Origin of the sequence: Amycolatopsis sp. w19, from assembly GCF_051373225.1 — a bacterium.
Classification (GTDB): domain Bacteria; phylum Actinomycetota; class Actinomycetes; order Mycobacteriales; family Pseudonocardiaceae; genus Amycolatopsis; species Amycolatopsis japonica.
The window spans coordinates 44,148-58,086 of the sequence record NZ_JBPQFM010000029.1; the positions used below are offsets into that span (position 1 = coordinate 44,148).

At 67.8% G+C, this 13,939-nt stretch carries 11 protein-coding genes; 6 read left to right on the top strand and 5 right to left on the bottom strand.

The features are described from left to right. Positions 1–104: 104 nt before the first annotated feature. Positions 105–794, bottom strand: coding sequence for a VC0807 family protein (locus ACSMFO_RS35940; RefSeq protein ID WP_436462060.1), 690 nt, complete (start codon positions 792–794; stop codon positions 105–107). A gap of 215 nt (positions 795–1,009) precedes the next feature. Here ACSMFO_RS35940 and ACSMFO_RS35945 point away from each other — a divergent pair, with 215 nt between their 5' ends. Further along, positions 1,010–1,792: a class I SAM-dependent methyltransferase gene (locus ACSMFO_RS35945; protein ID WP_360121203.1), complete on the top strand. Its 783-nt coding sequence runs from the start codon at positions 1,010–1,012 to the stop codon at positions 1,790–1,792. 306 nt (positions 1,793–2,098) lie between these two features. Here ACSMFO_RS35945 and ACSMFO_RS35950 read toward each other — a convergent pair whose 3' ends face one another. The 4 genes from ACSMFO_RS35950 to ACSMFO_RS35965 all read right to left on the bottom strand — a co-directional run bounded on the left by ACSMFO_RS35950 (position 2,099) and on the right by ACSMFO_RS35965 (position 7,512). Continuing rightward, a complete protein-coding gene (locus tag ACSMFO_RS35950) occupies positions 2,099–4,894 on the bottom strand; it encodes an ATP-binding protein (RefSeq protein WP_436462061.1) in 2,796 nt (931 codons plus the stop codon). Positions 4,895–5,131: 237 nt separating this feature from the next. Continuing rightward, the gene (locus ACSMFO_RS35955; RefSeq protein ID WP_037345104.1) at positions 5,132–5,593 is read right to left on the bottom strand and encodes a helix-turn-helix domain-containing protein; all 462 of its coding nucleotides are present in this window, start codon (positions 5,591–5,593) and stop codon (positions 5,132–5,134) included. Between the two features lie 165 nt (positions 5,594–5,758). After that, positions 5,759–6,868, bottom strand: coding sequence for an MAB_1171c family putative transporter (locus tag ACSMFO_RS35960; protein ID WP_436462062.1), 1,110 nt, complete (start codon positions 6,866–6,868; stop codon positions 5,759–5,761). Continuing rightward, complete coding sequence (locus tag ACSMFO_RS35965) at positions 6,865–7,512, bottom strand: hypothetical protein (RefSeq protein WP_436462063.1); 648 nt, start codon at positions 7,510–7,512, stop codon at positions 6,865–6,867. Before ACSMFO_RS35965 ends, ACSMFO_RS35960 begins: the two co-directional genes overlap by 4 nt. Positions 7,513–7,946: 434 nt before the next feature. Between ACSMFO_RS35965 and ACSMFO_RS35970 the strand changes: the two genes are divergently transcribed. The 5 genes from ACSMFO_RS35970 (at position 7,947) to ACSMFO_RS35990 (ending at position 13,846) form a co-directional block, all read left to right on the top strand. After that, positions 7,947–8,417: a hypothetical protein gene (locus tag ACSMFO_RS35970; RefSeq protein WP_436462064.1), complete on the top strand. Its 471-nt coding sequence runs from the start codon at positions 7,947–7,949 to the stop codon at positions 8,415–8,417. A gap of 101 nt (positions 8,418–8,518) precedes the next feature. After that, on the top strand, positions 8,519–9,793 hold the full coding sequence (locus tag ACSMFO_RS35975; RefSeq protein WP_436462065.1) for a threonine/serine exporter family protein: 1,275 nt from the start codon (positions 8,519–8,521) through the stop codon (positions 9,791–9,793). Positions 9,794–9,951: 158 nt separating this feature from the next. Beyond that, entirely contained in the window at positions 9,952–10,782 is an 831-nt protein-coding gene (locus ACSMFO_RS35980) for a peptidase inhibitor family I36 protein (protein ID WP_436462066.1), read from the top strand. 193 nt (positions 10,783–10,975) lie between these two features. Beyond that, a complete protein-coding gene (locus ACSMFO_RS35985; RefSeq protein WP_436462067.1) occupies positions 10,976–11,314 on the top strand; it encodes a helix-turn-helix domain-containing protein in 339 nt (112 codons plus the stop codon). 84 nt (positions 11,315–11,398) lie between these two features. After that, positions 11,399–13,846, top strand: a complete 2,448-nt coding sequence (locus ACSMFO_RS35990; RefSeq protein WP_436462068.1) for an ATP-binding protein — start codon at positions 11,399–11,401, stop codon at positions 13,844–13,846. The last annotated feature ends 93 nt before the right edge of the window (positions 13,847–13,939 follow it).

A 13,939-nucleotide genomic window follows, 5' to 3' on the forward strand; every position in this document is an offset into this window, starting at 1 on the left:
GCGGATCTCCCTGGTCATCGGGGCCACACTGTCTCGACCGAAACGTACGACGGGGTCCGGCGGGGACCAACCCCTCACTTTCCCCTACTCGCCCCTAGTCCATTTTAGACAGCCGCGGGCGCGGTATCCGCCTTGTGAAGCGCCTTTTCCAGGCCCCGGCCGGCGGAGCGCCGCCGGTACCAGACGGTCCAGGCGACCACACCGGTGATCGCGGTCAGTTCGATCGCGGTGGACAGGCCGACCATCACCGACGCGGGCAGCAGGTAGATCAGGACGAGCCGCGCGGCGGACTCGGCGACCAGGACCACGCCCCAGCCCGCGGTCGAGATCCGGTGCAGTTTGCGGAACTCGGGTTCCGTGTCGTACAGCCGGTCCCAGCCCGCGCGGCGAGCCGGGGTGAGCGCCCGGATCCGCCGGGAGATGAAGAAGGTCACCGGTTTCCCGAAGGCGAGGCTGCCGAGGAAGGCGATCCCGGCCAGGCCGCTGGTGAAGGGATCCTTGGCCAGCAGCAGGCGTTCGTCCCCGCTCACCAGGGAGACCAGCAGGGTCACCCCGCAGACGACGAGGACGAACACCCCGAAGCCGTCGACCTTGCGTTCCTTCACCGCGACGGCGAGCACGAGGACGCCGATGGCGATCGTGGCCGCCACCAAGGCGGAGCCGCTGCTCCACCCGAAGGTGAGCAGTACGTAGTAGACGACGACCGGCACGGTGACGTCGGCGATCAACGAGACGAGGGAGCGCGTGCGCGCGCCGCGTCCGTCGGTTTCCTGGTTCTTCGTTTCCCCCGGCATGTGAAGTTCCTATCACGGGGAAACCGCCCGTGCGGAGAAGTTCACCCCCTATTCGTGAACCCCTATTCCCGACGTCAGTGCCGTTCAGTGGTCAAGTCACCCCCTGCATTTCGGCACGACACCAAGATCACCGATACCGTGAGGGGGAAAGGAACTCGCGTGACCGTAGGAGATATACCAGAATGCAACGGAACTTCAAGGAATTCAAGATAACGGTGGACCCGGTCAGGGACGACTTCCTCCGGGCCAAGGGGCCCGGCCAGCGCAACCTCCTTCTCGGCCGCGCGGTGTTCGAGTTCGCGAGCGATCTGGAACACCTCGACACCATCCAGCAGGAATTCGTCGAGGGCTCGCACCGGCCGCTGATCCGCCGGAACTGGCAGGACAGCACGGCGGACTACAGCGATCCGACGCAGCTGCTCATCCAGGGCCAGCAGGTGATGCAGAACTGGGAGCGGCCGCTGATGAAGGTGCTGGCGGAAAACGCCGCGGCGAACGGCGGCGATCTGCTCGAAGTCGGTTTCGGGATGGGTATTTCGGCCACCTACGTCCAGGACGCGGGCGTCCGGTCGCACACCCTGATCGAAATCAACTCCGAGGTGAAGGCCGAGTTCGAGAAATGGCGCTCCCAGTGGCCGGATCGCGATATCCGGCTGGAACTCGGCGCCTGGCAGGACGTCCTCGGCGGCCTCGGCCAGTACGACGCGATCCTTTACGACACCTATCCGACCGATGAACGGGAATTCGCCAGGACCCTGGGCCCGAAGGCCATCGTGCTGGCCGCCGAATTCTTCGAGCACGCCGCCGCCCATCTTCGCCCCGGCGGCGTCTTCTCCTACTACACCAACGAAATCGACTCACTGAGCCGGGCGCACCAGCGTGCCCTGCTCGACCATTTCAGCTCGTTCCGGGTGGAGGTCGTCCGCGACCTGAAGCCGCCGGCCGACTGCACCTACTGGTGGGCGGGCACGATGGCGGCCGTCACCGCCGTCAAGTAGACGAAACGACGAAGGTCTCCTTACCTTGCGGGGTAAGGAGACCTTCGTCGTTTCGCGAGCCAGAGGTCGACCTGCAGAGCCGTTCTCGCCAAATGCCCGATTTGAGCACTTTGCGGGGGTCGTGAGTGGCAATGATCGTTCTAACCCTCTTTACCACTCACGACCCCTTGCGCCGGGCCAGGCCGACAGCCGGTCCGGAACCACGCCACCCCATCTCGTCACGTGACCGAACGGACGGCGCGCGTGATCCGATGGACGACACGCGTGACTGGACAGGTACGACACAGCTTGCCGGGTTCCTTACGTTCAGGCGCTGTTGACGACCGAGACCTGGAGCCAAGACGGGAGATCCCGGCGCCGGTTGACGTCCAGCTTGCGATAGACACGGGTCAGATGTTGCTCGACCGTGCTCACCGTGATGTAGAGCTTGCTCGCGATCGCCCGGTTCGTGTGGCCGAGTGAAGCCAGCCCGGCGACCCGTCGTTCGGCCTCGCTCAACGATTCGATGAGCTCGCGTTCGACGCCCGACGCGGCGATGTCCGCCGTGGTGGCGACCGGCTTTCCCTCGTCGGCCGTTCCATCGAGACGCAGATCGCGGCAGATCACCTCGGCGTGGCAGCCCTTCGCGATGTGCCACGCCTGGCGGGCCACCGTGCGCGCACGGCCCGATTCGGCGAGGGTGTAGTGCGCGCGGCTCAGATCGCCGAGCGCGCGGGCGAGTTCCAGGCGGATACCGCCCGCCTGGAAGATCTTCACCGCTTCACGCAGCAATTCAGGCCGCTTCTGCGGTTCGGCGATCTTGGCCTTGAGCCGCAACGAGATTCCCCGCACATGCGACGTCGACCCGGCGAGCTTCGCGAGTTGTTCGTCCAAAAGGGACTTGGCCTTCTCCGGCATGCCGAGCCGGAGGTACGCCTCGGCCGTGTCGCCGCGCCAGGGCACCAGCACCGGCAGGTCGAAATCCCAGCTCTTGCTGAGTTCCCCGCAGAGGACGAAGTCGCCGAGCGCCGCGTGCACCCGGTCGGTCTCCAGGTAGAGCCTGCCGCGGGCGCGCAGGTAGTGCAGGCCGAACCGGGTCTGCAGCATCGAGGCGGGCACCGGCTGGTTGATATGCGCGGCCGCCTCCTCGAATTTGCCCATCCCGACGGCGGCGAGGCACAGCGTCGCCAGCGGGACTCCGACGGCCACACCCCAGCTTTGCGGCGTGATGAACGTCAAGGCCGCCTTGGCCTGCTTCTCCGCCGTCACCAGATCTCCCTGGCGCAGCGCCATTTCCGCCCTCGCGGCCGCGAACACGGCTTGCCAGCTCGGAGCGTCGCAGTCGGCAGCCTCCTGCTGCAGCAGCTCGCACCACGGCACCGCCTTGTCGAGACGGTCGGCATAGATGAGCGCGAACAGCGCGCTGCGCACGGATTCGACCATCGTGTCGCCGAGTTGGATGCTCTTCAGCACGTTCTCGGCCGACGCGATGGCGTCGTCGTCCGGTCCGTTGGTGACGATCCGGCTCAACGCCATCGCGGCCTGGACGTTGGGGTCGAAGGATTGCGCGGGAACGCGGTCCTTCGCGGCCGGGGCGGGCAGCTTGTCGCGCAGGACGGGATACGAACAGAGAATGAACAGGCGGGTGATGCGCAGTTCCGCTTCGGTGCGATCGTCGGCCGAAGGCTCCATGGTGGCGAGTCTGTCGAGCACCTCGCCCGCTTCCCCGGTGCGGCCGTGCCACAGCAGGAACCGCACCAGGATGGCGGCGGCCCGCACCGGGAGCTGCCCGGCGAGGAAGATCTCGTAGAGGTGGTCGGTGTGCACGGCGCCGATGGCCGGGTTGTTCCGCCATTCCAGACCGGCGAGCTGGGTCACCATCTCGACCTCGAGCGCTTCGTCCCCGCACGACCGGCAGGCCAGTTTCAGGCATTGGACCGCGAACGACGTCTGGTTGTCCACTTTGGCCAGTTCGGCCGCGGTGCGCAGCACGGGCACCGCCCACGGCCGCTCGGCCCGGTCGGCCGCGACGAGGTGGCGGGCGACTTCGAGCGCACTGGCGCCGTCGTGGTGCAGGAGCACGGCGGCACGTTCGTGCAGCCGCGCGCGTTCCGGGACCGGGACGTCGGCCAGTACCGCGGTCACCGTCATCGGATGCCGGAACCGGCCGGCGTCGAGCAGGCCGACCTGGTGCAGGAGGGTGATCGCGCGGCCGGCGGTGCGCTGGTCCATCCCGGCCACCCGGACGGCGAGGCAGACCGTTTCTCCCTTGCCCAGCACCGCGAGGACCCCGGCGAGGGTCCGGGTGTCCTGGTCGCCGCGCTGGAGACACGCCGCCACCGCCTGGCAGTAGTGATCCCCGGGGATCGGCCGGGTCTCGGGCGCGAGGGGTACGCCCGAGGCACGGAGATCTTCGAGGAGTGCCTGTGCCAGCAACGGATTCCCGCCGCTGAGCTCGTGCAGGCCCTGTACCAGGGTGTCGTCCTGTCCGGGTGGGACGAACCGGGCCACTTCGTCGCGGCCCAGCGGCTTCAGCCGGATCCGGCGGCAGTGCGGGAGCCGGAGGTACTCGGCGCCCAGCAAGGGCAACGTCTGCTTGGCGGACAACGACTCCGTCAACACTATGAGCACGTTCATCGTGCGCATGCGGCGCATGAGGAACATCAGCCAGTGCAACGACGGTGTGTCCACATGGTGGAAGTCGTCGACCAGCACCACGACCGGGCGGTGCGCGGCGAGCTCGCGTACGAGCTCCAGCAGGTCGAGCATCAGGTGCGTACTGGGCCGCCCGGTCAGCCCGGTCCGCTCCGCTCGGGTGAGCAGGTCCGCGGCCTTCGCGCGCAGGTCTTCGGACAGTGCCGGACCGCGGAAAAGCTGGAACAGCGCGGTCAACGGAAGATCCTTCTCCGCTTCCACGCAAAGCGCGCTCAGTACCGTTGCTTCCGCTTCACCGCATTGTTGCCCGAATGCGTGCAGGAGTTCACTTTTCCCGCTCGCGGCGGTTCCGGTGACCACCGCCGCGACGGCGTTTCCCTGTTCGGTTTCCTTCAAGAAGTCTCGCAGGACCAGCAACTCCGCACGGGGGTACGCCCCCGCACGGACGTCGCCGTCCGCTCTGCTCACTGATTTCACGTGCATTCTTCGTCGCCCCCATGGCAAACCCGCAATGTGGAGTCCGGTGGCGAACCGACATCGTCCGTTCCACACAGGAACTCTTGCCGAGGAGCCTAGAGGACGTCACCCTATCGTGTCGACCCAAGAGAACAAATGAGAGGTTCGTCCGTTTTTCTCAGTGGACGGCCACTGTGGACGAAGTGGAAAACCCAGACACGACAAGCACAACCGGCGACGCCGGACGCGTCAGTCCTGTTTGGACCCACGCTCTCGCATGGCCTGCTGATCCCGCCAGACGACGTCCAGCAGGTTCTTCACCAGCTCGCGGCGGTCGGTCGTGAGCTCGCCCGCACGCATGGCCATCAGCCGCACCTCGTCGGTGTCGGCCAGCTCACGCAACCGTGCCTGCTCCGCGCGCAGGTACTCCAGCTGCCGGTCCACCCGATCGCTCACGCCCTCGTTGAAGAAGTACGTGACCGGCACGCCGAAGAAATCCGCCAGCCCTTGCAGGTGCTTGAGCGTCGGGTTGTCCTTCTTTCCCTTGCGCAGCTGCCAAACGTAGCTCTGGGAGATCGTCACACCCTCGGCGGTGATCGCGGACGCGACCTCTTCGTAGGTGAATTCGCTGCCGTTGCGCCGGGTGACGTGCGCGAACAGATGATCGAGTTTTTCGGCCAGGCTCCGGCCTGGTTCGTCCTGCCGGGACATGCTGCCTCCCAAGAACACCGCCGAGTTCCTCACGAACCCGTGCCGCGCTGCCGTATGGCGGTGCAGGTCCCCCCGAGTACCGGAGTATAGGCGGCCACCTCCCTTTCATCAACTGACGTGAATGAATCGCTCCCGGTTCCGTACAACTGAGGAAAAAACGGACGATCAGGCGCGCAGGGTCTTCGACAGCGTGACGAGCGCTCCGACATCGGCCTCGATGTCCGGCCCTTCCGGGCGCGCCACCGCCACCGCGGTGCGCGAGGTCGGCCGCTCCCCCGAACGCAACCGGGTCAGCGCCTCACGAAAGACCTCGGGCGACACCCGTTCCCGGCCTTCGACGAAACCACTGTCGGCCAGGTACGGGCTCAGCCGGACCAGCCCGTCGCGGATCTCGACGACTCTTCGCCAGTACCTGCGGTGCAACCGCCAGAACGCGAGCTCCTCCAGCCATCCGTGCCGCTGCCCGGCGTACAGCGCGTCACCAGGGAAGACGTCGTGGAGCTGCCCCCACAGTGGACGCAGATCCTCGTACCGCCGCCGGTGCCGCAGCCACAGCCGGACCGCGGCGAGCACGGCGAGCAGCCCGACCAGGGTGATCCCGGCCATGAACAGGATGATTCCCAAGTGGACCAGCACGGCCGTCACGTCCGGGACGGCCGACGGCACGTCGCCGCCGGCCCAGCGCACGAGAATCGTGCCGAACCGCGCGACCGAGGTCAGCGCGAGCACGATCAGGCCGCAGGCGGCGATCCGCAGTCCCCAGCGGACACGGAGCGGGGTTTCGGCGGCGTCACGCAGGGCCCAGCTCGCCGCCTGCACCGTCGTATAGGTGCCGTAGGCCGCGTCGACCAGGTAGAAGAACGCCACCCCCGGTTCCGTCACCACCGACGGCAACGCCGCGCCGACGCCGAAGGCCTGCTCGCGCGACGCGGCCGGGACCACGAACATCGCCACCGCCAGGGCCGCGCAGACCAGCATCAGCAGCCCGGCATCGAGGGTCACCCGCCGCCGTGAGCCGCCGGCGGAGAGCAGGAAGAAGACCAGCAGGCAGAACAGGCTGGCGTCGAGCGCGACGGTCTGGACCAGGCGGAAGGTGGCGACGTCGAGCGCCCCGCCGGTGAACTCGTGCAGCGCCACCATGCTCGACGGCGCGGTCAGCAACCGCAGCACCAGGCAGCCGACCAGCGCCCAGATCGCCGGGTCGCGCGGCGATCGCGCCAGCCGGAAGGAGAACCACGCCAGCGCCGCGATCACGAACTCCTTGGCCAGGCTCACAGCCAGCCCCGCGCCTCGCCGAGGGCGTGCCGCATCCGCCTCGTCCGCGACGAACCCTGCCCGGCGAGCTGCCGGACGACCACGGACCGTTCGAGCAGGAGGGTGGCGATCGTCTCGGCCTCCCGCTCCCTGGCCGAGTCGTACCGCGTTCTTTTCAACAGCCTGCGAATTACCCCAGGGTCGAGGTCGGGCATGAACCGGGACCAAATTTCCTCTTCATCCGGTTCGGCCTGGTGGCCGGCCAGGATATGACCCAGCTCATGCGCGATGATGTGCTCTTGGTGAATTCGGGTGGTCTCCGACTGGAAGACGATGTAGTCGCTCGAAGACGCGCTCAGCCACGCTCCACACGGGCCGGGAACCTCCATCGGGAACGCGATGAGTTTGATCGGCCGACCTCGGCTTTCCCCGATACGGCGGCAGAGTTCGGACATTTCGACCGGCCCGTCGATCCCGAACTTGACAAATTCTTTACGCAGGCCACGACGAAGTTTCCGCTCAGCGGCAATGGTCTCGACGAAACCATGAATCGCTTTCACCCGACCCCCAGGACCACTCGAACCCACGGGTCCGAACAGACCCGTGGCGAAGAAGGAAATGCTGCACCACAGTTGTTTCGCATCCCCAGATGACGCGGACTTCACATCCGAAACGCCAGACCCTCGCGAGCAACCAGCGGCAGGCTAACACGAGTGATCAGTTCGCGTCAGCGCATCACCTGAACGGATCAACTCCGGAAAATATTCGCCGCCGAACGCCCGGCGAACAGGAGGAAGAGCCTCCGTCTCCAAAGCGGGAACAGGGCCGCCACCCCTTACTCGGTGTCCGTTGTCCGGACACCATTGTCCCTATTGGCACTAGGTAATCGATCGATTGCGAAGCGTCAGATCCACCCTTTGACGTCGAGATCCCACCAGCCGAACACAAGGGCCAATCACACCACGGCTTCACTCGATCGCATGGAGACGTCAATTCTTCGGGTCGGCCTCGATAATCGAAAATTCGCCAGGAGTCCCTTTCTTGACGATAGTCTCGAAGGCGCCGGGGAACTCTGGCCGAGGCAAAGAAAGCAGGTGCGATGAAGGAACCGCTGTACCGTCGTGTGAACACTCGCGCCAGACTCGTCCACCACGATCACGGCGGGGATCACCGGCACCAGCGCAACACGAAGAGAGAACTCGCCTCCGATCGGACACGCGGATCCATGGGGCCGCGGGCGCGCCGGGGCCTGGACTACACGCCGCTGTTCCGGTTCCTGCTCGGCAAGATCGGCGCGGAGTGGGACGAGGTGTACGACGAGGCCGCCGCCCGGCTCGACTCCCCCGACCCGATCCACTGGCTGGTCGCCCGGCAGCCGCACGAACGACGCGACCGCGTGCGGATCGGCGAGGCCAGTTACTACAGCGGCCTCTACGTGGACGACGACAACCGGTTGCAGGTCGTCGCCCCCGAACTGGGTGTCGACGACCTGGAGCCGACGTGCCCTTGCTGCACCCACACCTTCAACGGTGTCCGGTTCACGCGGAAGTACCGGCAGCCTCCGCGGTGAGACACCGGCCACGCGGAATCGTGCCACGATCGGGTCAAGCCGGGTGGCCGTCCCGCTCGCGATCACTCGTCTGAGCGGGTCGGCCCTTTACAGTTCCGGCCATGCCGGAGGACGAGCGCGCACGGGCGCGACGTGTGCTGACCTTCGCTCTCGACGTGGCGATGCAGATGTTCCGTCAGGGCATCGAGACCGCGGTCGTCGTCCGCACGGTTCGACGGCTGGCGAACGCGGGCGGCATCGAGGATCCGCGGATCTCGGTCGCGGTACGGGCCATCCACGTGCAGTACTGCCCGAGCGACGGCGGCGAGCCGGTGGTGCTGCTGGGCAGCATCGAGGCGAACGACACCCGCGACATCGGCCGGATGGGAGATCTGGAAACGCTCGCCGTCCGCGCGGGCACAGGCGAGATCTCACCGGAGGAAGCCGAGCGGTCGGTCGAGAAACTCTCCGCGGCGGGCCCGACCTGGCCGTGGTACGTCAGCTTGCTCGGCGGCTGCCTGCTCGCGGCGATGATCTGCCTGCAGGCGAACGGCACCGTCCTCGCCGCGCTGGCCGCGGCGGCGTTGTTCGTGCTCGCCAACCGCGTCGGCTGGGCACTGGGGCTGATCGGCATCGCGGAGTTCTTTCAGGTCGCCGCCAAGGCGGGCACCGTCCTCGTGGCCGCGATTGCGTTGCTGTCACTCGGTTTGCTCGACGGACACGAAGCCGCGAGCCTCTCCGCGGCCAACCTCGTGCTACTCCTGCCGATCCTGTCCCTGGTGTCGCTGGTCGAAGACGCCGTCGGCGATTTCCACCTGATGGCGGCCGCGCGCATGGTCACGGTCCTGCTGCTCACCGGCGCGATCCTCTCCGGGGTCATGGTCGTGGTGTCGGTGGCCAACGGTCTCGACATCCTCGGCGAGGCAGGCCGGGTCCAGCTCGCCGCGCTGCCGCTCGCCCTGGTGCCGGTGACGGCGCTGGTCGGGTCGCTGGGGAACGCGATCCTGATGGGCACGCCCGCCCGGTGGTGGCCGCTCGCCTGCGGCGCCGGGGTCGCCACCTCCCTGGTGAACTGGGCGGGGCATTCGGCGCTCGGTCTGGCCACCCCGCTGGCGATCTTTCTCGCGACCACGGTGCTCGGCATCCTCGCCGGCACCGCGGCCAGGACACTGCGCGTCCCCACCGCCGTCGTCACCATCCCCGGACTGACCGGCGCCGTCCTGCCGGGACCCGCGATGTACCTGAGCCTGTCGCAGGTCTTCGCCCAAGTCCCCGGATCGTGGACCGCCGTGGCCGAAGCGATCGTGTCCACCGCGGCCATCGGCGTCGGTGTCGTGCTCGGCCTGCAACTCGCGGCACTACGTCGCACCGAAAGCCGTGCCCCCGAACTGAACTGAGGATCAAGACCGCCGAATGAGCGGCAGTTTTCCCTTCACGACTTCCCTGACCCCCATCGCGTACGTACCGTCGCGCATTGGCTGATTCGCCGCGTTCAAAGGGAAAGGGAACGTCGTTGAGAAGAGCGATGGTCGCACTGTTCGGCATGGTATTGGCGTTGAGTGGCACTCTCCTGATCACCCCGGCGGCGCAAGCCGCGACGGCACGGAACGGCGTCTGCGAAGACGGCGAATTCTGTTTGTACTACAACAGCAACCAACAGGGATCGGTCAGCGATTTCGACGCGTCGGTCGGCAACTACGGCACGGGCGCCGACTGTTATCACTTCCTCGGCGCGGGGGCGGGAAAGGGCCTGTGCGTGAGGAACAACGCGGCCTCGGTGTGGAACCGGCGGGACGCGGTGGTCACCGTTTTCTTCAAGAACGGCTGGACGGGCCCGATCGACTCGTTTCCGCACGGCGCCAAAGGAAACCTGACCTCGACGTACAACGAAAACGTCGGTCATCTGCTCGGTCTACCGGGAAACGAATGGCTGGAGACCGGGCTTTACCACAGTGAATCCGGCCGTATCAGCTCTTATTTCGACGGCTACGTGAGTACGTCGGGAAGGCACGAGGGCATCGACTTCGCCCGGGGCTTCGGCGTTTCCGTGTATTCGATGACCCAGGGCCAGGTCATCAGGAAGACCGAAGGCAGCAACGGCAGCGGCGGCCTGTCCACGTTGGCGATCTACAACCGGGATCAGGACTTCACCATCATCTACCTGCATCTCAACCCGTCGAACGGGCTCGCGGTCGGTGAATTCGTCAGCCGTGGCCGGCAGATCGGCACCGAGGAGTATCGCGGCGCGAGCTCCGCGCACACGCATGTCGAGTACCGGCCGGGCAGGCACGAGAGCGCGTCGGACAGCACCGGCGATCCGGTTCTCGACAACCCGAGTCCCTCGTTGTTCTGGCGGAACCACGGCTACAACATCTGCTGCGGATAACGCCGTCGGGCCCGTTCGGCTCACCCGAGCCGAACGGGCTTCCCCGGTGGACCGGCACTTCTTCGGTGAAGTTTCCGGTTGTCCCTCCGCCTGCCGCCTGCCGACCATGATGCGGCATCGCTGAGCGAAGCGGAGGACGCCAGTGACTCAAGTCGTGCACACGGGACCGGCCCTGCCCCGATACCTCGGACAAGTGACCGGCGCCGCCCCCGCGCCGGAAACGACGAACCCGGCGGACGAGGGTCCGGCCCGTTTCGGCAGGTTGCTGCGCAGCCACCGGACCAGCCTCGGCGCGACCCAGCGGCTTCTCGCCGCCCGCTCGACGGTCAGCGTCCGAGCGATCAGGGATCTCGAACACGGCCGCGTCGACAGGCCCCGCCGCGACACCGTCCGGCTCATCGCGGCCGGGCTCGGCCTGTCCGGCCAGGCTCGCGCCGACTTCGAACGAGCGGCGGAGCGATCCGCCACGGCCTCGTCTCGACCGCCCACCGGCACGTCAGCGCCGGGAACACACCGCCTCTTCACCCCCTGACCTCCGGCGTTTTCGACCAATTTCGATCAAAATCTTCACCGAACCACCGTTTTTCGGTGTCGCACCCGCTCTAGCATCCGCGAAATGGACCGTGGGCCGAGTTCGCTGCTGGGTGAGGCACGGCGGGATGCCGGGCTGACGCAAGAGGAGCTGGCGGAACGCACCGGGTTGACGGTGCGGAGCATCAGCAACATCGAACGCGGCCGGGTCGCCCGGCCACGGCGCCATTCGGTGGAGGCGCTGGCGCTGGGGCTGGGTCTCCAGGGCGAGCAGGCGAGCCGGTTCGTGCGGCACTACTGCCCGGACGCGGTGTCACCTGCGAGAACGCCGGTCGTTGCGGTGCCCGCGCAACTGCCTTCGGGGATCACGTCGTTCATCGGGCGGCGGCGGGAGATCGACGCGCTCGACGCCCTCCATGGCGAGAAGGCCGGCGCAGGGGTCGTCGTGGCGGTGCTGGAGGGCATGGCCGGGGTCGGCAAGACGTCGTTGGCCGTGCAATGGGCACACCGCGTCAAGCAGGACTTCCCCGACGGGCAGTTGTTCGCGAACCTGCGTGGGTACGGACCCGGTGCGCCCGCCGATCCGGCCGAGGTGCTGCGGTCGTTCCTGCGGGCGCTCGGCGTGCCCGTGGCGGATGTGCCCGCCGACCTCGACGACCGGGCCGCGTCGCTGCGCAGTGTGCTCGCCGGCCGTTCGGTGCTCATCGTGCTGGACAACGCCCGCTCGGCGGACCAGGTCCGGCCGCTGCTGCCCGGACACGCGGGCTGCACGGTGGTGGTGACGAGCCGCGCGACCCTGCACGGGCTGTCGATCAGCGCCGACGCGCACCGGGTGCCGGTGCCGCTGCTGACCGAGCGGGAGTCGTTCTCCTTGCTCGACCGGTTGGCGGGCGACGGACGAAGATTCACCGACCGCACCGCGCTCGCCGACATGGTGTCGGGGTGCAGCGGCCTGCCACTCGCCCTGCGCATCGTCGGTGAACGGCTCGCGCACCACCGCAACCTGGCGAACGTGGCGTCCTCGATGCGTTCGGCCGGCGGCCGTCTCGCCGCACTGACCACCGAAGAGAAGACCACCTCCCTGCCCTCCGTGCTGTCCTGGTCCTACGACGCGTTGCCCGGCGACGTCGCCTCGGGCCTGCGTCTGCTCGGGCTCCACCCCGGCCCGCACTGGGACACCGCCGCCGCGGCGGCTCTGCTGGGCACCGATCCGCCGGAGACCCGCCGGCTCCTCGACGCGCTGGTCGACAGCCACCTGCTGCTCGCGCACCGCGCGGACGGCCGGTTCGAATTCCACGATCTGGTGCGTGACTACGCGCGCGGCCGCGCCGACGAGGAACCGGCGCGGCGGCGATCGGCGGCCCTGCGTCGTCTCGCCGAGCACTGTGTGGCCGGGGCGGCCGACGCGGCCGGGTCGATGGGGGCGGGCGACCCCAACCGAAGACCCTTGCTCACCCCGATCGCCGAGAACGTCAGGTTCACCGGCGCCGATGACGCGGCGACCTGGCTGGCGGCGGAGATGCCCACCTTGATCGCCATCGCGGAACAGTCGTCGGCCACCGGCGACACCTACGCCCGCGACCTCTCGACCGTGCTGTGGCAGGTGTTGCGGGTTCACGGTCATTACGGCGCGCTGCGCACACTGCACCGTCTCGCGCTCAGCGAGGCACAGCGGGCGGGCGACGCCATCGGCATCCAGCAGGCGCTCGTCGACCTGGCCGCGATCTGCGCCAGGCTCGGCCATTTCGACGAGGCGGTGACACATCTGACCCGCTGCCTCGACGTCGACGCGAGCCCGGTCGTCACCGGTCGCGCCCTGAACATCCTCGGCACCGTGTACGGGCAACTGGGCCGCTACGCCGACGCGGCGGACCACTTGAGCAGGGCGGTCACGGTTTCCCGGGACAACGGCGACCGCCTCAACGAGGGGCGCGCGCTGTCCAACCTCGGCTTCGTCCACGAACGCCGGGGCGAACTGGACGCCGCTCTCGACTGCTATCGGCAATGCCTGACCAACGCCCAGAGCATCGGTGACCGGCTGAGCGAAGCGATCGCGCTGCACAACCTCGGAGACGTGTACCGCGCGCTGGGCCGGTGGCCGGAGGCTCACGACCACCTCGGCCGATCGCTGACGGTCAGCAGGGCCGAGGGTCATCGGGAGGCCGAAGGGTACGCACTGGCCTATCTCGGGCTCGTGCACCTCCGGCAGGGCGACTCGGCGGCGGCCCGCGTGCACCAGGAGGCCGCGCTCGACATCGCGGTGGCGACGGGCATCCGCCCGCTGGAAACCCTTGTGCACAACGGGCTCGCGGACAGCGCGCTGGCGTGCGGTGACCGGCCCGCCGCGCTCGCGCACTACACGCGCGCCGCCGAACTCGCCCGGCTGACCCGCGAACCGCATGAGGAGGCTCGCGCGCTGACCGGTATCGCCGCGACTCACGACGGCGTCGGCTCGCCGGACAAGGCCAGGCCGTACCGCGAACGCGCGCAGTCGCTGTACGACGCGATGGGTATCGCGATGGTGGCGTCGTGACCGGAAGTTGCCGTCCGCACAGTTTCCGGTCGGGTTTCCTGGTCCGGGCGGCGTCCCGGAAGTTCAATCTGCCGAGGTCGGTGAACTCCGGCC